Source organism: Cereibacter azotoformans, assembly GCF_021391315.1.
Taxonomy (GTDB): domain Bacteria; phylum Pseudomonadota; class Alphaproteobacteria; order Rhodobacterales; family Rhodobacteraceae; genus Cereibacter_A; species Cereibacter_A azotoformans.
Window position 1 is genome coordinate 646,611 of the sequence record NZ_CP090021.1, and the last position, 16,512, is coordinate 663,122.

Genomic DNA, 16,512 nt, shown 5'->3' on the forward strand with positions numbered 1-16,512 from the left:
GTCTTCAGGACGCGGCTGAGGCGGAAAGATACATGGCGGGACGGTCCGGCAGGACGTTCCCCAGGGTTGCTGTGCTGATGGGTGGGACCTCGTCCGAGCGCGAGGTGTCGCTTTCGTCGGGTCATTCGTGCAGCGCGGCCCTGAGGGACGCAGGCTATGAGGTGACGGAGGTCGATGCCGGCCCCGACCTCGCCCGCGCGCTTGCCGAAGTGCAGCCCGATGCGGTCTTCAACGCGCTCCACGGCCGCTGGGGCGAGGATGGCTGCGTGCAGGGCCTGCTCGAGTGGCTCCGCATTCCCTACACCCATTCCGGCGTGCTGGCCTCGGCGCTGGCGATGGACAAGGCCCGCGCGAAGGAAGTCTTTGCCGCGGCCGGCCTGCCCGTCACGCAGAGCGTCATCGCCACCCCCGACGAGGTGCAGGCAGGCCATGTCCTGCCGCCGCCCTATGTGGTCAAGCCGAACTGCGAAGGGTCCTCGGTGGGGGTCTATATCGTGCAGGCGGATGCCAACGGTCCGCCCCGCCTCGCGCCCGACATGCCGCGGGATCTGATGGTCGAGACCTACATTCCGGGACGCGAGCTGACCGTCACCGTGATGGGCGACCGGGCGCTTGCGGTGACCGACATCGTGACCGACGGCTGGTATGACTACGACGCCAAGTACCGCCCCGGCGGGTCGCGCCATGTCGTTCCGGCCGAGCTTCCCGCGGAAATCACGGACGCCTGCCTCGACATCGCGCTGCGCGCCCATCGCGCGCTCGGCTGCCGGGGCATCTCGCGGTCGGACCTGCGGTGGGACGAGTCGCGCGGGGCCGAGGGGCTGATCCTGCTCGAGACCAACACCCAGCCGGGCATGACGCCCACCTCGCTCTCGCCCGAGCAGGCGGCCCATTGCGGCCTCTCCTTCCCCGAGTTCTGCGCCTGGATGGTGGAGGACGCCTCGTGCAATCGTTGAGCTTCCCGCCCGGCCGACGCGATCCCAGAGGCGCCCCGCCGCCGCGCCGCGACCCCGCGCGCCGCGATCCCGCGCCCTCGCGCTGGGCCTATCGCGCGCAGCGGCTCTGGCTCACGCCGCTGTTCCGCACCTCGCTGCGCGTGGGCCTGCCCATCCTCGGCGTCGTTCTGGTGATCGCGCTGATCTTCGCCAGCGCCGACCGCCGCGCCGCCATCGCGGGGTCCTTCACCGGGCTGGTGGACAGCTTCCAGCAGCGCCCCGAGTTCATGGTGACGCTGCTCTCCGTCGATGGGGCCTCGCCCGAACTGTCGGACCGCATCCGCGCGACGCTGGCGCTCAAGCTGCCGCTCAGCTCGTTCGACATCGACCTGACCGCCGCCCGCGCCCGGATCGAGAGCATCGACGCGGTGGCTCAGGCCGATGTGCGCGTGCGCTCGGGCGGGGTGCTCGAGGTGCGGGTGACCGAGCGCGAGCCGGCGATCATCTGGCGCCGGGCCGCAAATCTCGTGCTGCTCGACGAGACCGGCCGGCGGGTGGACGATCTCGCCTTCCGCAGCGAGCGCGCCGATCTGGCCGTGATCGCGGGCGAGGGGGCCGAGCGCGCCGTGCCCGAGGCGCTCGAGATCCTGTCCGCCGCGCGCCCGATCCTGAACCGGGTCCGCGGGCTCGTCCGCATGGGCGAGCGGCGCTGGGACATCGTGCTCGACCGCGGGCAGCGCGTTCTGCTGCCCGTCGAGGATCCCGTGGCGGCCGTCGAGCGGATGATCGCGCTCGACGAGGCCGAGGATCTGCTGGACCGCGACGTGATTTCCGTCGACCTGCGCATCAAGGACCGTCCCGTGCTGCGGCTTGCGCCCTACGCACTGCGGGAAGTCCGCCGCGCGCGGGGCATTGATACAAGTGGAAGCGACCTATGACCGATCTCTACCAGTCCCAGCGCGCGATGCGGAACATGCGCCGAGCCGCGATGCAGCGGGGGGTGATCGCGATCCTCGATGTGGGCTCGTCCAAGATCACCTGCCTCATCCTGCGCTTCGACGGGCCCGACCGGCTGCGGGAACATGACGGGGTGGGCCCGATGGCCGGCCAATCCTCGTTCCGGGTGATCGGCGCGGCCACCACCCGCTCGCGCGGGGTGCATTTCGGCGAGATCTCGGTGATGAACGAGACCGAGCGCGCGATCCGCACCGCGGTTCAGGCGGCGCAGAAGATGGCGAACGTCCGGGTGGATCACGTCATCGCCTGCTTTGCCGGGGCCGATCCGCGCAGCTACGGGCTGGCCGGCGAGTGGGAGTTGCAGGATTCGGTCGTGACCGAGCAGGATGTGGCCCGTGTCATGGCCGCCTGCGACGTGCCCGATTTCGGGCCGGGGCGCGAGGTGCTGCACGCCCAGCCCGTGAACTTCGCGCTCGACCACCGCACCGGGCTCGGCGATCCGCGCGGTCAGATCGGCAACCGGCTGGCGGTGGACATGCACCTCCTCACCGTCGAGGCCGATGCGATCCAGAACCTGCTGCACTGCATCAAGCGGTGCGACCTGGAACTGGCCGGCATCGCCTCGTCGGCTTACGTCTCGGGCATCTCGAGCCTTGTCGAGGACGAGCAGGAACTGGGTGCCGCCTGCATCGACATGGGCGGCGGCGCGACCGGCATCTCGATCTTCATCAAGAAGCACATGATCTTCGCCGACTCGGTCCGCATGGGGGGCGATCATGTGACGTCGGACATTTCCAAGGGCCTGCAGGTGCCGCTGGCCACCGCCGAGAAGATCAAGACCCTGCACGGCGGCGTGGTGGCCACCGGCATGGACGACCGCGAGATGATCGACATCGGCGCCGACACCGGCGACTGGGACAAGGATCGCCGCACCGTGAGCCGCGCCGAGCTGATCGGCATCATGCGCCCGCGCGTCGAGGAGATCCTCGAGGAGGCGCGCGCGCGCCTCGACGCCGCGGGCTTCGAGCATCTGCCGAGCCAGCAGATCGTGATCACCGGCGGCGGCAGCCAGATCCCAGGCCTCGACGGACTGGCCGCGCGCATCCTCGGTCAGCGCGTGCGCCTGGGCCGTCCGCTCCGGGTGCAGGGCCTGCCCCAGCAGGTCACCGGGCCCGGCTTTTCCTCGGCCGTGGGGCTGTGCCTCTTTGCGGCCCATCCGCAGGACGAGTGGTGGGATTTCGAGATCCCGGCAGAGCGTTACCCGGCCCGTTCGCTTCGGAGGGCGATCAAATGGTTCAAGGACAACTGGTAACCCCCAGATCCTGCGTTCTCAGCGAAATACCGCTTATGCGGGGCTTGCTTCTCCCACATTTTGTGGGTGATTTGCCTTTTTTTGATGACGACTCCGGCGTCTGCCGGTAAGGTTCGGTCTAATGCGGAAAAGGGCGCGCTGCTGAACGCGCCGAGGGACAACAAGCAGGCGGATTGGCAATGGCACTCAACCTCATGATGAACAACTCGCGTGAAGAGCTGAAGCCGCGCATCACCGTGTTCGGTGTGGGCGGTGCCGGCGGCAATGCCGTCAACAACATGATCGAGCAGCAGCTGGAGGGGGTCGAGTTCGTCGTGGCGAACACCGACGCGCAAGCCCTTCAGCAGAGCCGCGCGACCTCGAAGATCCAGATGGGCGTGAAGGTCACCGAGGGGCTCGGCGCGGGCGCTCGTCCGTCGGTTGGCGCCGCCGCGGCCGAAGAAACGATCGAAGAGATCGTCGATCACCTCGCCGGCGCGCACATGTGCTTCATCACCGCCGGCATGGGCGGCGGCACCGGCACCGGCGCCGCCCCGATCATCGCGCAGGCCGCGCGCGAGCTGGGCGTGCTGACCGTGGGCGTCGTGACCAAGCCCTTCCAGTTCGAGGGCGCCAAGCGGATGCGTCAGGCCGAGGATGGCATCGACGCGCTGCAGAAGGTGGTCGATACGCTGATCATCATCCCGAACCAGAACCTGTTCCGTCTGGCCAACGAGCGCACCACCTTCACCGAGGCCTTCGCCATGGCCGACGACGTGCTCTATCAGGGTGTGAAGGGCGTGACCGACCTGATGGTGCGGCCGGGCCTGATCAACCTCGACTTCGCCGACGTGCGCGCCGTGATGGACGAGATGGGCAAGGCCATGATGGGCACGGGCGAGGCCATGGGCGAGGACCGCGCCCTTCAGGCGGCCGAGAAGGCCATCGCGAACCCGCTCCTCGACGAGATCAGCCTCAATGGCGCCAAGGGTGTGCTCATCAACATCACCGGCGGCTACGACCTCACGCTGTTCGAACTGGACGAGGCGGCGAACGTCATCCGCGAGAAGGTGGATTCGGACGCCAACATCATCGTCGGCTCGACTCTCGACACCTCGATGGAAGGCATGATCCGGGTTTCGGTCGTGGCGACCGGCATCGACGCGACCAAACCCGCGCTGGACATGCCGGTGCCGCGCCGCTCGATGGCCGCGCCGCTTCCGGCCAGCTTCTCGGCGCCCGAGCCGGCGCCGCAGCCCGCTCCGCGCCGCGAGGCGCCGCAGCCTGTTGCCGCCGCCCCCGTGGCCCCGCAGCCCGCACCCCAGCCGGCCGCGCCGCAGCCGGCGCCCGAGCCGATGGCCAACCACTTCGATCCCTCGGCCAACCGGCCGTATGAGTCGGACCACTACGCCGATGAGGACGAGCTGCCGCCGCCGGCCTACCGCCCGCAGCCGCAAGCCCAGCCGCGCGCGACCAACGTGCACGAACAGGATGCGGCCGCCTATGTGGCGCCCCGTCCGCGCGCGCCCGGCCAGCCCTCGCCCGAGGCGCTCGCCCGCCTTCAGGCCGCGGTGAACAAGAACCCCGCCCAGAGCCGTCCCAGCATGGCTGCGGGCCTCAATCGTCCCGCGGCGCAGGCTCCGCGTCCGGCGGCCGCCGCCTCGGCCGAGAAGCCGCGGTTCGGCATCGGCTCGCTCATCAACCGGATGGCTGGGCACGGCGAGCAGCAGCCCGAGCCGCGGGTGCAACCGTCGCGTCCGCAGCCGCCGGTGACCACCTACGAGGACGAGCCGGAGCTGTCCGCCGATCAGGAGCGGATCGAGATCCCGGCCTTCCTGCGGCGCCAGGCAAACTGATCCGTTCACATCTCTCTTTTGAAAGGCCCGGCTTGTCCGGGCCTTTTTATTTGGAAAATCAAAGGCTTGCTGGCGGCGTTGGCTTTCTCTACGGAAAAGGCGGCCCTGTGTTACATCCGGTCACAAAGAGTGAATTGAGAAGAAATGCGCGACATCTTAACTCACGATGGCAAGACGGACCCGAGCCGTCGGCGAGAACCGGATCACAAGCCGGAAAGGAACCAGGCCGTGCAGTGCACCTTGAAATCCGCAGCGAAATTCACCGGGGTCGGACTCCATTCCGGCGAGCCTGTCCGCATGGTCGTCAAGCCCGCCTCGGCCGATTACGGCATCTGGTTCCGGCGCGTTGACATCACCTCGGGCGATGCGCTGATCCCGGCGCGCTGGGATGCGGTGGTGCCGTCGCGGCTCTGCACGCTCATTGCCAACCCGTCCGGGGTCACCGTCTCGACCATCGAGCATGTGATGGCGGCCCTTGCGGGCTGCGGCATCCACAATGCTCTGATCGAGATCGACGGCCCCGAGGTTCCGATCCTCGACGGCTCGTCCGTGCCCTTCGTCGAGGCCTTCCTTGCCCGCGGCATCCGCGAGCAGGCCGAGCCGGTGCGCGCGATCCGCATCCTCGAGCCGGTGGAAGTGCGCGAGGGCGAAGCCGTCGCCCGGCTGGAGCCCGCCGACGAGTTCGAGATCGACTTCTCGATCGACTTTGCCGAGACCGCCATCGGCCGTCAGGAAAAGTCGCTGAACATGGCCAACGGCGCCTTCGTGCGCGAACTGTGCGACAGCCGCACCTTCTGCCGCCAGGCGGATGTGGATGCGATGCGGGCGAACGGTCTCGCCCTTGGCGGCACCTTCGAGAACGCCGTCGTGTTCGAGGGCGACCGCATCCTCTCGCCGGGCGGCCTGCGCCACGCCGACGAGCCGGTGCGCCACAAGATGCTCGACGCGCTCGGCGACCTTTCGCTGGCCGGTGGCCCGATCATCGGCCGCTACACCGGCATCCGCGCCGGCCATGCGCTGACCAATCGGCTGCTGCGGGCGCTCTTCGCCCGCCGCGAGGCCTTCCGTCTGGTGGATTGCGGGCTGATGGTGGGCTGCAAGCTGCCCGGTGTCGGCGTCCATCGGTCGGACATTCCTGCACTGCGCTGATCCTGGCGACGGGGCGCAAAGGCGTTTTGCGCCCCGGATTTTTCTGTGCTAGGAACCGGGCAAACAGCTGTCGGGCCCCGGCCCGGCAGGGCAGAGGGCAGAGGTAAGCGGAACATGGTGAAGTCTGGCGCGCGGATGCTCGGCACGGCCCTCTGTGTCGCGCTTCTGACCGGCTGTGGCGGTGGCAGCCAGAAAGAGCCGCCCCTCGAGAATTTCACGGCCGAACAGATCTACCAGCGCGGCGAATACGAACTCGAGGCGCAGACAAAGCCCGATCGCGCGATCCGCTACTTCTCGGAGGTGGAACGGCTTTATCCCTACACGGAATGGGCCAAGCGCGCGCTGATCATGCAGGCCTACAGCTACCACAAGGCCAAGAACTACGAAGAGGCGCGGGGCGCGGCCCAGCGGTTCCTCGACTTCTACCCGGGCGACGAGGATGCGGCCTATGCGCAGTATCTTCTGGCCCTGTCCTACTACGACCAGATCGACGAGGTCGGCCGCGACCAGGGCCTGACCTTCCAGGCGCTGCAGGCGCTGCGCGTGGTGATTGAGCAATATCCCGACAGCGAATATGCGCAGTCGGCGATCCTCAAGTTCGACCTTGCCTTCGACCATCTCGCCGCGAAAGAGATGGAGATCGGCCGCTACTACCTCAAGCGCGGCCACTATTCGGCGGCCATCAACCGCTTCCGCACCGTGGTCGAGGATTTCCAGACCACCACCCACACGGCCGAGGCGCTGCACCGGCTGGTCGAAGGCTATCTCGCGCTCGGCCTGCCGAACGAGGCCCAGACGGCGGGGGCGATCCTCGGGCACAACTACCGCTCCAGCCCCTTCTACGACGACAGCTACAGGCTGCTCACCGGCCGCGGGCTGACGATGGAAGCACGGGGCGACAGCTGGCTTGCACAGGTCTATCGCCAGATGATCCGCGGCGAGTGGCTCTGACTCACCCGAACCTGACAGGGCAGGGCGATGCTGCGCTCGCTTGACATCCGTGACATGCTGATCATCGATCGGCTCTCGCTGGCCTTCCAGCCGGGGCTGAACGTGCTCACCGGCGAGACGGGGGCGGGCAAGTCGATCCTGCTCGACTCGCTGGGCTTCGTGCTGGGTTGGCGCGGCCGGGCCGAGCTTGTGCGCGCGGGCGCCGACAAGGGCGAGGTGACGGCCGTCTTCGACCTGCCGCCCGGCCATGCGGCCCGCGCGGTGCTGGACGAGGCCGGGATCGAGGCCGAGGACGAGCTGATCCTCCGCCGGGTGAATTTCGCCGACGGTCGCAAGACCGCCTGGGTCAACGACCGGCGCGTGTCGGGCGAGGTGCTGCGGGGCCTCTCGGACCGGCTGGTGGAACTGCACGGCCAGCACGACGACCGCGGCCTGCTGAACCCGCGCGGCCACCGGCAGATGCTCGACACGTTCGCGGGGCTCGATCTCTCGCCTTGCCGCCGCGCCTGGACTGCCCTCGGAGCCGCGCGGCGGTCCCTGCTCGCCGCCGAGGAGGCGCTGGCCGCGGTCCGCGCCGAAGAGGATTTCCTGCGCCATGCGGTGACCGAGCTGGACAAGCTCGATCCCCAGCCCGGCGAGGAGGCGCTGCTCGACACCCGCCGCCGCGAGATGCAGGGCGCCGAGAAGATCCGCGACGACATCGCCCGCGCCTACCGGGCCCTGTCCGCCGAAGGGGCCGAGAGCCTTCTGGTCGATGCGCTGCGCTGGCTCGAGGCCGCCTCGGACCGCGCCGGCAACCGGCTCGAGGCGCCGCTGGCCTCGCTGTCGCGGGCGCTGATCGAGCTGGGCGAGGCGCAGGAGGGTGTGGAAGCCTGCCTCGCCGAGCTTGACTTCGATCCGCGCGACCTTGAGGCGCTGGAAGAGCGGCTGTTTGCGATCCGGGCGCTGGCGCGCAAGCATTCCGTCCTGCCGGACGAACTGGGCATCTTTGCCGAAGAGCTGCGCACGCGGCTTGAGGCGCTGGACGGGGGCACGAAGCGGATCGACGGTCTGCGCCATGCGGTGCAGGAGGCCGAGGCCGCGTGGGAGGCCGAGGCCGCCGCCCTGTCCGCCGCCCGCCGGGCGGCCGCCGGGCGGCTTGATGCCGCGATGGCGGCCGAGCTTGCGCCGCTCAAGATGGAGCGGGCGGTGTTCGCGACGCAGGTGACCGAGGCCGACCCCGGCCCCGAGGGCCGCGACGCGGTGGCCTTCACCGTCGCCACCAACCCCGGCTCACCCGCCGGCGCCCTGAACCGCATCGCCTCGGGCGGCGAGCTGTCGCGCTTCCTGCTCGCGCTCAAGGTCTGCCTGACGGGCGACAGCCCCGGCCTCACGCTGATCTTCGACGAGATCGACCGCGGGGTAGGGGGCGCCACCGCCGACGCGGTCGGGCGCCGGCTGAAGGCGCTGGCGCAGGGGGCGCAGGTGCTGGTGGTGACGCACTCGCCGCAGGTGGCCGCGCTTGGCGCGCATCACTGGCGCGTCGAGAAGCGCGTGGCCCAGGGGATGACGACCTCGACGGTGACGCCGCTCGTCGCGGAGGGGCGGATCGAGGAGATCGCCCGGATGCTCGCCGGCGACACGATCACCGATGCCGCGCGCGAGGCGGCGCGGGCGCTGCTCGACTGACGAGTCGTCAGCCCTCGATCACAGTGAAATGCAGCGTCACCGCCTCGCATCCGGCCTTGCGGGCGAGGAGGACGGCGGTGAGCACCGCCCCGATCCGCCCCGCATCGCGACCCTCGGCATCGACCAGCCCCGAGAGCACGAATCGCTGATGGACGAGCGTCGCCCCCGGCCCGAGCGGGCGCATGTCGGTCTTGCCCGTCACCAGCCGCGAGCGGGCGAAGGCGCCGGCCAACTCTGCCCGCAGGGCGGCGAGGATCTCCTTGCGGCCCTCGCACCAGAGCCCGGTGAGCGTCAGCATGGTCGCGTCCTGCGCCATGAGTTCGGACAGCGCCTCGGCGTCGCGCGCGGCCCAGAGGGTGGCAAAGCGGCGGGGGAATTCCTCGGGGGTGGGCGCGCTCATGTCTGGCTCACCATCTTGCCGGGGTTCATCAGCCCATGCGGGTCCAGCGCCCGCTTGATCTCGCCCATCACGATCCAGCCCTCGCCATGCTCGGCCGCCATGTAGCCAAGCTTGCCAAAGCCGATGCCATGTTCGCCCGTGACGGTCCCGCCCATGCGCAGCGCCCGCTCGGCGAGCCGGGCGGAAACGCGCTTGGCGGCCTCGCGTTCCGTCTCGCTTTCGGGATCGACCAGCAGGACCGAGTGGAAGTTGCCGTCGCCGACATGGCCCACCATCGGCCCCGGCACGCCGCAGGCCGCGATGTCGGCCTGTGTCTCCTCGACCGCCTCGGCCAGCCGCGAGATCGGAACGCAGGCGTCCGTCACCCAGCCCTCGCAGCCGGGGCGCATGGCCAGACAGGCGCGGTAGGCGGCGTGGCGCATCTTCCACAGCCGCGCCCGGTCCTCGGTTCGGGTCGCCCACTGGAAGTCGGCCGAGCCGTGCCCGGCCGCAATCTCGCCGAACCGTTCCGCCTGCTCGGCCACGCCCGCCTCGGTGCCGTGGAACTCGATCATGAGATGCGGCTGAAGCGGCATCTCCATCTGGGCGTAGGCGTTGCAGGCCGCCACCGTGGCCGCATCGAGGAACTCGATCCGCGCCATCGGGATGCCGTGCTGGATCGTCTCGATCACGCAGTTCACCGCCGAGGACATGTCGGGGAAGGCGCAGACGGCGGCCGAAACCGCCTCGGGCTGGCCATGCAGCCGAAGCGTCAGTTCGGTGATCAGGCCGAGCGTCCCCTCGGAGCCCACGAAGAGCGCGGTCAGGTCGTAGCCTGCCGCGCTTTTCGGCGCCGCGGTGCCGGTGCGGATCATCCGCCCGTCGGCCAGCACCACCTCGAGCCCCAGCACATTGTCGCGCATCGTGCCGTAGCGGACGGCCGTGGTGCCCGAGGCCCGCGTGGCGGCCATGCCGCCGATGCTGGCATTGGCGCCCGGATCGACCGGGAAGAACAGCCCCGTGTCGCGGAGCGCCGCGTTCAGCGCCTCTCGCGTGATACCGGGCTGGACACGGACGATCATGTCCTCGGGGCGCATCTCGAGGATCTGGTCCATCTGGGCGAAGTCGATCGTGACCCCGCCGCGCAGCGCCAGCGCATGACCCTCGAGCGACGTTCCCGCGCCCCAGCCCACCATCGGAACCAGATGCCGTGTGCAGATCTCGGCGATCCGCGCCACCTCGGCGGCCGAGCGCGGGAAGGCCACCGCATCCGGCGGGCCGGATCTCAGGTGGGTCTCGCTGTGGGCGTGCTGCTCGCGCACCGGGCGCGAGCGCGAGAGCCGCTCTCCCAGCACCGCCTCGAGTTCACCCAGCGCCGCGTCGATCCGCATGATCTTCTCCCCTGTTTTCGGCGCGACCCTAAGACATGGGGCGGGCGGCTGGAAGAGGCGGGGGGCTGCGTCATCCCGCACCCGCGCAAGAGCCCGCCGCCCCGCCATCCTTTGCGTCAGGGGCGACGGTCCATCCTCAGGGCCGCAGTTCGGCCAACCGCACCGAAAGATCGCCGTAGCCCGTGAAGCGCCGCTCGTAGGCAAGCCCCAGCCGGGCCGCACAGTCCTGCGCCTTGGCGTCGAGCGCGGGGTCCTCGGTCTGCGCCTGATAGACGAGCTTCGTGTAATGGCCGAAATACATGTCCCGCAGCTCGGGGTGGCGGTCGAGGCCCATCGGCCGCCAGACGAAGGCCTCGAACTGCCGCACGAGGAAGTCGGTCAGGTAGAAGGCGGTGAATTCGTCGTCGGCATGGGCGGCAAAGGCCGCGTTGCCCTCGAAGAAGGAATAGCAGTGCGGGCCCTCGATCATCTCCACGCCCAGCTCGCGGCACTTCCGTTCCAGCGCGCCGCCGGTGCCGCAATCGGCATAGACCACGAACACCGGCCCGTCGGCGGCCCGAACCGCCGCCTCGACCGCCTCGACGATCTTCTCGGGCCGCAGGTGCAGATTGGCGGGCAGGCACTGCAGGTCGAGATACTCCCACCCGTTCGCCCGCTTGAGCGCAAGGATCTCATGCGCCAGCGCCCCGCAGGCGATGAGACGGACGCGCCCTGCGCCCTCGGGCGCCAGCCCCTCGTCCGACAGGCGTCCGTCGTCCGGCCTCATCGCGGCCCCCGCAGCCGCAACAGGAGGCTGGCCAGAAGCGCCACGAGCCCCAGCGCGCCCAGTGGCCAGCCGGCCCCCTGAAAGAGGGCGACCGTCACCCCCGCGGCCAGGATGACGGTCACGATCATGGTGAGGAACAGGGTCGGGGGCATGGAGATCTCCTTTCCCCCCGACTTGGGCATTCCGACCGTTGCAGGGAAGCCCTCAGGCGTTCATCCGGTTGTGGCGGCGCGCAACATGCACCTTCGCCGTCTCGACCGCCACCGCGGCGTCGCGGCAGTAGGCATCGGCGCCGATCGCCCGCCCGAACTCCTCGTTCAGCGGCGCGCCGCCCACCAGCACGATATAGTCGTCGCGCAGGCCCTTTTCCTTCAGCGTGTCGATCACGACCTTCATGTAGGGCATGGTGGTGGTCAGCAGCGCCGACATGCCGAGGATGTCGGGCTTTTCCGTCTCCAGAGCCTCGAGATATTTCTCGACCGCGTTGTTGATTCCCAGATCCACCACCTCGAAGCCCGCACCCTCCATCATCATCGCGACGAGGTTCTTGCCGATGTCGTGGATGTCGCCCTTGACGGTGCCGATCACCATCTTGCCCATCCGCGGCGCCCCGGTCTCAACCAGCATCGGCTTGAGGATCACCATCCCCCCCTTCATCGCGTTCGCCGCGAGCAGCACTTCCGGCACGAAAAGGATGCCGTCGCGGAAGTCGTTGCCCACGATGGTCATGCCCGCCACCAGCGCGCGCGTCAGCACGTCGTAGGGCGTCCAGCCGCGCTCGATGAGGATCCGGACGCCCTCCTCGATCTCGTCCTTCATCCCGTCATAGAGGTCGTCGTGCATCTGCAGCACGAGTTCCTCGTCGTCGAGTTCGGACAGGATGATCTCTTCGTCGTCAGCCATGGCGGGCTCCTGCGGGCGTAGGGTTTCCGACTGAATGCGACCAAAGGTCCGGCGGCACTCATCGGTTTGCGACATGGGGCAGATGAAAGCCGACAGCAAGCCTCCCGGCAGGGCGAGGGCTGGTGCATGTTCCGTAAATGTTCTAGACTTCCGGCATGAGTCCGCGCCACCCCAGCCTTCCGCCCGCCCTGCGCCTGCGCGCGCGCGGCGCGCTGGCCAACGAGACCGGCCGGTTCGAGTCCGAGCGGCGCGAGGCCTTCCACGACGGCTGGGATCTGCCCGAGGAGGAGCGCCTGCTGCGCACCGAGGTGCGCACCGAGCGGCCGCGCTCGGCCCTGACCTGGAACCGCTCGCCCGATCTGCCTTTCGACCGCTCGATCAACCCCTACCGCGGCTGCGAACACGGCTGCATCTACTGCTTCGCGCGGCCGACCCACGCCTATCTGAACCTCTCGCCCGGCCTCGATTTCGAGACCCGGCTGATCGCGCGCCCCGGCATCGCCGCCGTGCTCGAGCGCGAGCTGCGCTCCCGCTCCTACCGCGTGGCGCCGGTGGCTCTCGGCACCAACACCGATCCCTACCAGCCGATCGAGAGCACGCACCGGCTGATGCGCGAGATCCTCGAGGTGCTCCGTGACTTCCGCCACCCCACCGCGATCACCACCAAGGGCACGCTGATCGAACGCGACCTCGACCTGCTGGCGCCGATGGCCGCCGACGGCCTGCTCCGGGTCGGCATCTCGGTCACGACGCTCGATCCGGATCTCTCCCGCCGGCTGGAGCCGCGGGCACCGCCGCCCGCGCGCAGGCTCCAGACGATCCGGCGGCTGACCGGCGCGGGCATTCCCGTGCGGGCGATGATCGCGCCCGTGATCCCGGGCCTCACCGACCCCGAACTGGACCGGATCGTGGAAGCGGTGGCCGAGGCGGGCGCGGTCGCGGCAAGCTGGATCATGCTGCGCCTGCCGCTCGAGGTGGCCCCGCTGGTGCGGGCCTGGGCCGAGGACCATTATCCCGGACGTGCGGACAAGATGATGGGGCGGATCCGCGAGGTCCACGGCGGCCGCGACTATGATCCGTCCTGGGGCAAGCGGATGCGCGGCGAGGGGATCTGGTCCGATCTCCTGGCGCGGCGCTTCCGCCTGGCCACGGCGCGCCACGGGCTTGACCGCGCGCAGCCACCCCTGCGCTGCGACCTCTTCCGCCCGCCGCCCCGTCCGGGCGACCAGCTGACCCTGCTCTGACACCCCGCCGCCCGTGCAGCCCGCGTGACAGGCCCCGGCGGACGTGACCCAACCTGCTGCTTTCACTCTGGCTCAAATATCCTCGGGGCGGGGGTCCGGGGGAGGGGCAGACAGCCCCGCCCCCGGCCTCTCCTCAGCTCCGCCGCCGGCGACGCTCGCGCGTGGGCCCCGCATCGTCCGACCCATCGGAGGCCGACGAGAACCCCCCCAGAACTTCCGAAATCGTCTCGAGCGAGGGCCGCGGACCCTTGGGCCGGATTTCCAGCGCGGCCCGCATGGCCCTGAGATGCTCCGGCATGGTCCCGCAGCAGCCCCCGATGACCCGCGCCCCCGCATCCCGTGCCAGCACGGCATATTCGGCCATGAGGTCGGGCGTGCCGTCGTAATGGATGTGGCCGTCGTGATACTTGGGGATGCCCGCATTGCCCTTGGCGATCACCGGCAGTTCGACCCCTTGCGCGGTGAAGCCCAGCACCGTGCGCAGCAGGTCCGAGGCGCCGACGCCGCAGTTGGCCCCGAAGGCCAGCGGCGGGTTCGGCAGCTTCGTCACCAGATCGACGAGCGCCGCGGGCGTGAGGCCCATCATGGTCCGCCCCGCCGTGTCGAAGCTCATCGTGCCGCACCAGGGCATGCCGGCCAGCCGCGCGGCCTCGGCCGCGGCCTTGAACTCTTCCGCCGCCGAAATCGTCTCGACCCACAGCACGTCCGCGCCGCCGGCCTTCAGCGCCTCGGCCTGCTCATGGAAGATCTCGACCGCCATCCGGTGGGTGAGGGTGCCCATCGGCTCGAAGATCTCGCCGGTGGGGCCCATCGAGCCCGCCACGACCACCGTGCGGCCCGAGGCGTCGGCCACCTCGCGTCCCAGCTCGGCGGCGGTGCGGTTGAGCTCGCCCACCCGCCCCTGCGCCTCGTGCAGCTTCAGCCGCGCGGCGTTGCCCCCGAAGCTGTTGGTCAGGAAGATGTCCGAGCCCGCCTCCACCGCCGCCCGGTAGAGGGCCCGGATATTGTCCGGCCGGTCGATGTTCCACAGTTCCGGCGGTTCGCCGGACGAGAGGCCCATGTTGAAGAGGTTGGTCCCCGTCGCGCCATCGGCCATGAGCCATTCGCGGGTCTGGAGCATGCGGGAAAGGGCGTCGGTCATCTTGTCCTCGCTGAGGTCCGGGACGGCGCGCAGGAAGTGCGGGCCGTTCGCGCGAAGCTCTGCCATGCGCCGGGCCGCGTGGCAAATCCATATTGCCGGCAGCGTTGGTCGGCTGCCGGCCGAAGCGGGACGGGCCCGTGGGCGGGCGTGTGGCCTGACGGGTTGACCGGGCGCCCCTGCCGCCTGACGGAACGTCACCGCGCGCCCCTCAGAGGGGCGGCGCGACCGGCGCCCGTCCCGCAGGATCCTGCCGCTGAGGGCGCGATCAGGTCGCGGCTTCGCTCATCAGCTGCGCCTTGGCGACCGGCAGCAGCTCCAGCATCTTGCCGCGCACCATGTCGGCCGAGGCCTTGTCGCCCAGATCGGCCGCAACCTTGCGCACCACATCCTCGAAGCCCGGCTCGTGCAGGTCGGCCTGGATCACCTCGCGGGCGTAGGCCTGCGCCTCGTCGCCGGTCTTGCCCAGCAGATCCGCCGCCCAGAGGCCCACCAGCTTGTTGCGCCGGACCTCGGCGCGGAACTGCATCTCGGCATCGTGGGCGAACTTGCTTTCGAACGCGCGCTCGCGATCGTCAAAGGTGGTCATTGATGGTCCTCCCCTAGAGTGTCTTTGATCCTGATATGCCCTTGCCGCAAAGGCCGGGCAAGTGCGCGCACGGCCGCGCCCCGCGATTGCCTTGCGAGGCGGGGCGGCTTGGCTTATAGGCCAGTGCAACCTGAACGGGGTGCGCCGTGCGCGCCCCCTTCGTCGTTCGATCGGAGTGTGCATGGCACGTCGCAAGAAGGTCTACGAGGGCAAGGCCAAGATCCTCTATGAGGGGCCCGAACCCGGGACGCTGATCCAGTACTTCAAGGACGACGGAAGCGCCTCCTCGAGCCCGCCCCAGCCGGCGCTGGAGGGCAAGGGCGTGCTGAACAACCGCCTTTCGGAATTCTTCATGAACGGCCTGAACGCCATCGGCGTTCCCACCCACTTCATCCGCCGCCTGAACATGCGCGAGCAGCTTGTCCGCATGGCCGAGATCATCCCGCTCGAGGTGGTGGTGCGGAACTTTGCTGCGGGCGGCATCTCGAAGCGGCTGGGCATCCCCGAGGGCACGCCGCTGCCGCGCCCGATCGTCGAATATTACTTCAAGGACGACAAGCTCGGCTGTCCGCTGGTCTCGGAAGAGCATATCATCGCCTTCGGCTGGGCCAGCCAGCAGGATCTCGACGATGTGGTGGCGCTGGCGCTGCGCGTGAACGACTTCCTGTCGGGCGTGATGATGGGCGTGGGCATCCGCCTTGCCGACTTCCGCATCGAGGTCGGCCGCATCTGGGAGGGCGACTACATGCGCCTCATCGTGGCCGACGAGATCAGCCCCGACAGCTGCCGCCTCTGGGACGTGCGCGCCGAGGGCGAGGGCGGGGCCCCGCGCGAGCCGGGCCCGCTGCAGGATGTCTATACCGAACTCGCCCGGCGTCTGGGGGTGCTGCCCTCGAACGTCACCCATTCCCCCAAGCCCACGCTGATCAACTGAAAGGCCCTGCCGCGATGAAAGCCCGCGTCCATGTCATGCTGAAGGATGGCGTCCTCGATCCGCAGGGCGAGGCGGTGAGGCACGCGCTCGGCACCCTCGGCTTTTCGGGCGTCGAGGGCGTGCGTCAGGGAAAGGTGATCGAGCTGGATCTCGCCGCCACCGACCGCGCCGCGGCCGAGACCGAGGTACGCCAGATGTGCGAGAAGCTGCTCGCCAACACGGTGATCGAGAAATACACGGTCGAGATCGGCTGAGCCCGCGTCGCCGGGCCGGTTTCGGTCCGGCCTGCTCGGCACGCCCGGGACTGTTCGCGTCGGGCGGATTGCGTTATGTGGGGCGCGGGTTCCGCCGGGCCCACGCC

The 16,512-nt window shown here is 69.5% G+C and carries 17 protein-coding genes; 10 read left to right on the forward strand and 7 right to left on the reverse strand.

From position 1 onward, the window contains the following. Positions 1-32: 32 nt before the first annotated feature. The 7 genes from LV780_RS03210 (at position 33) to recN (ending at position 8,807) form a co-directional block, all read left to right on the forward strand. Positions 33-956: a D-alanine--D-alanine ligase gene (locus LV780_RS03210; RefSeq protein WP_108221048.1), complete on the forward strand. Its 924-nt coding sequence runs from the start codon at positions 33-35 to the stop codon at positions 954-956. Further along, entirely contained in the window at positions 944-1,873 is a 930-nt protein-coding gene (locus LV780_RS03215) for a cell division protein FtsQ/DivIB (RefSeq protein WP_101341161.1), read from the forward strand. The genes LV780_RS03210 and LV780_RS03215 overlap by 13 nt, the downstream gene beginning before the upstream one ends. Continuing rightward, positions 1,870-3,204, forward strand: coding sequence for a cell division protein FtsA (gene ftsA, locus LV780_RS03220; RefSeq protein WP_011907752.1), 1,335 nt, complete (start codon positions 1,870-1,872; stop codon positions 3,202-3,204). Before LV780_RS03215 ends, ftsA begins: the two co-directional genes overlap by 4 nt. A gap of 179 nt (positions 3,205-3,383) precedes the next feature. Continuing rightward, entirely contained in the window at positions 3,384-5,039 is a 1,656-nt protein-coding gene (gene ftsZ / locus LV780_RS03225) for a cell division protein FtsZ (RefSeq protein ID WP_108221047.1), read from the forward strand. A 228-nt stretch (positions 5,040-5,267) separates the two neighbouring features. Continuing rightward, positions 5,268-6,188, forward strand: coding sequence for a UDP-3-O-acyl-N-acetylglucosamine deacetylase (lpxC, locus tag LV780_RS03230; RefSeq protein WP_044247828.1), 921 nt, complete (start codon positions 5,268-5,270; stop codon positions 6,186-6,188). 114 nt (positions 6,189-6,302) lie between these two features. Then, the gene (locus tag LV780_RS03235) at positions 6,303-7,139 is read left to right on the forward strand and encodes an outer membrane protein assembly factor BamD (RefSeq protein WP_108221046.1); all 837 of its coding nucleotides are present in this window, start codon (positions 6,303-6,305) and stop codon (positions 7,137-7,139) included. Between the two features lie 27 nt (positions 7,140-7,166). Further along, positions 7,167-8,807: a DNA repair protein RecN gene (gene recN / locus LV780_RS03240; RefSeq protein WP_101340568.1), complete on the forward strand. Its 1,641-nt coding sequence runs from the start codon at positions 7,167-7,169 to the stop codon at positions 8,805-8,807. 7 nt (positions 8,808-8,814) lie between these two features. Here recN and LV780_RS03245 read toward each other — a convergent pair whose 3' ends face one another. The 5 genes from LV780_RS03245 to LV780_RS03265 form a co-directional block, all read right to left on the reverse strand. Then, the gene (locus LV780_RS03245; protein ID WP_101340567.1) at positions 8,815-9,207 is read right to left on the reverse strand and encodes an SgcJ/EcaC family oxidoreductase; all 393 of its coding nucleotides are present in this window, start codon (positions 9,205-9,207) and stop codon (positions 8,815-8,817) included. Beyond that, positions 9,204-10,577 carry an FAD-binding oxidoreductase gene (locus LV780_RS03250; RefSeq protein ID WP_108221045.1) on the reverse strand — a complete coding sequence of 458 codons (1,374 nt, stop codon included), beginning with the start codon at positions 10,575-10,577 and terminating at the stop codon, positions 9,204-9,206. The genes LV780_RS03245 and LV780_RS03250 overlap by 4 nt, the downstream gene beginning before the upstream one ends. Before the next feature lie 136 nt (positions 10,578-10,713). Next, complete coding sequence (locus tag LV780_RS03255; protein WP_108221044.1) at positions 10,714-11,343, reverse strand: DUF1638 domain-containing protein; 630 nt, start codon at positions 11,341-11,343, stop codon at positions 10,714-10,716. Further along, positions 11,340-11,495, reverse strand: coding sequence for a hypothetical protein (locus LV780_RS03260; protein ID WP_085996546.1), 156 nt, complete (start codon positions 11,493-11,495; stop codon positions 11,340-11,342). The genes LV780_RS03255 and LV780_RS03260 overlap by 4 nt, the downstream gene beginning before the upstream one ends. A gap of 52 nt (positions 11,496-11,547) precedes the next feature. Continuing rightward, positions 11,548-12,246 (reverse strand): corrinoid protein, encoded by a 699-nt coding sequence (locus LV780_RS03265; RefSeq protein ID WP_011907760.1) that lies wholly within the window; start codon positions 12,244-12,246, stop codon positions 11,548-11,550. Positions 12,247-12,401: 155 nt separating this feature from the next. Here LV780_RS03265 and LV780_RS03270 point away from each other — a divergent pair, with 155 nt between their 5' ends. Continuing rightward, positions 12,402-13,490, forward strand: a complete 1,089-nt coding sequence (locus tag LV780_RS03270) for a PA0069 family radical SAM protein (RefSeq protein WP_101340566.1) — start codon at positions 12,402-12,404, stop codon at positions 13,488-13,490. Between the two features lie 133 nt (positions 13,491-13,623). On the opposite strand, the gene bmt is transcribed toward LV780_RS03270, so the two are convergent. Next, on the reverse strand, positions 13,624-14,631 hold the full coding sequence (gene bmt, locus LV780_RS03275; protein WP_108221132.1) for a betaine--homocysteine S-methyltransferase: 1,008 nt from the start codon (positions 14,629-14,631) through the stop codon (positions 13,624-13,626). 265 nt (positions 14,632-14,896) lie between these two features. Beyond that, on the reverse strand, positions 14,897-15,217 hold the full coding sequence (locus LV780_RS03280; protein ID WP_108221043.1) for a DUF1476 domain-containing protein: 321 nt from the start codon (positions 15,215-15,217) through the stop codon (positions 14,897-14,899). Between the two features lie 181 nt (positions 15,218-15,398). Here LV780_RS03280 and LV780_RS03285 point away from each other — a divergent pair, with 181 nt between their 5' ends. Together LV780_RS03285 and purS are read left to right on the forward strand one after the other, a co-directional pair. Then, on the forward strand, positions 15,399-16,151 hold the full coding sequence (locus tag LV780_RS03285) for a phosphoribosylaminoimidazolesuccinocarboxamide synthase (protein WP_011907764.1): 753 nt from the start codon (positions 15,399-15,401) through the stop codon (positions 16,149-16,151). Between the two features lie 14 nt (positions 16,152-16,165). Continuing rightward, on the forward strand, positions 16,166-16,405 hold the full coding sequence (purS, locus tag LV780_RS03290) for a phosphoribosylformylglycinamidine synthase subunit PurS (protein WP_011907765.1): 240 nt from the start codon (positions 16,166-16,168) through the stop codon (positions 16,403-16,405). Positions 16,406-16,512 lie beyond the last annotated feature (107 nt).

What these genes read in the sequence shown, in the direction of transcription:
- LV780_RS03210 (WP_108221048.1), top strand. Translation starts at nt 33, where the DNA reads ATGGCGGGACGGTCCGGCAGGACGTTCCCCAGGGTTGCTGTGCTGATG.
- ftsA (WP_011907752.1), top strand. Translation starts at nt 1,870, where the DNA reads ATGACCGATCTCTACCAGTCCCAGCGCGCGATGCGGAACATGCGCCGA.
- ftsZ (WP_108221047.1), top strand. Translation starts at nt 3,384, where the DNA reads ATGGCACTCAACCTCATGATGAACAACTCGCGTGAAGAGCTGAAGCCG.
- LV780_RS03235 (WP_108221046.1), top strand. Translation starts at nt 6,303, where the DNA reads ATGGTGAAGTCTGGCGCGCGGATGCTCGGCACGGCCCTCTGTGTCGCG.
- recN (WP_101340568.1), top strand. Translation starts at nt 7,167, where the DNA reads ATGCTGCGCTCGCTTGACATCCGTGACATGCTGATCATCGATCGGCTC.
- LV780_RS03245 (WP_101340567.1), bottom strand. Translation starts at nt 9,207, where the DNA reads ATGAGCGCGCCCACCCCCGAGGAATTCCCCCGCCGCTTTGCCACCCTC.
- LV780_RS03250 (WP_108221045.1), bottom strand. Translation starts at nt 10,577, where the DNA reads ATGCGGATCGACGCGGCGCTGGGTGAACTCGAGGCGGTGCTGGGAGAG.
- LV780_RS03255 (WP_108221044.1), bottom strand. Translation starts at nt 11,343, where the DNA reads ATGAGGCCGGACGACGGACGCCTGTCGGACGAGGGGCTGGCGCCCGAG.
- LV780_RS03260 (WP_085996546.1), bottom strand. Translation starts at nt 11,495, where the DNA reads ATGCCCCCGACCCTGTTCCTCACCATGATCGTGACCGTCATCCTGGCC.
- LV780_RS03265 (WP_011907760.1), bottom strand. Translation starts at nt 12,246, where the DNA reads ATGGCTGACGACGAAGAGATCATCCTGTCCGAACTCGACGACGAGGAA.
- LV780_RS03270 (WP_101340566.1), top strand. Translation starts at nt 12,402, where the DNA reads ATGAGTCCGCGCCACCCCAGCCTTCCGCCCGCCCTGCGCCTGCGCGCG.
- bmt (WP_108221132.1), bottom strand. Translation starts at nt 14,631, where the DNA reads ATGACCGACGCCCTTTCCCGCATGCTCCAGACCCGCGAATGGCTCATG.
- LV780_RS03280 (WP_108221043.1), bottom strand. Translation starts at nt 15,217, where the DNA reads ATGACCACCTTTGACGATCGCGAGCGCGCGTTCGAAAGCAAGTTCGCC.
- LV780_RS03285 (WP_011907764.1), top strand. Translation starts at nt 15,399, where the DNA reads ATGGCACGTCGCAAGAAGGTCTACGAGGGCAAGGCCAAGATCCTCTAT.
- purS (WP_011907765.1), top strand. Translation starts at nt 16,166, where the DNA reads ATGAAAGCCCGCGTCCATGTCATGCTGAAGGATGGCGTCCTCGATCCG.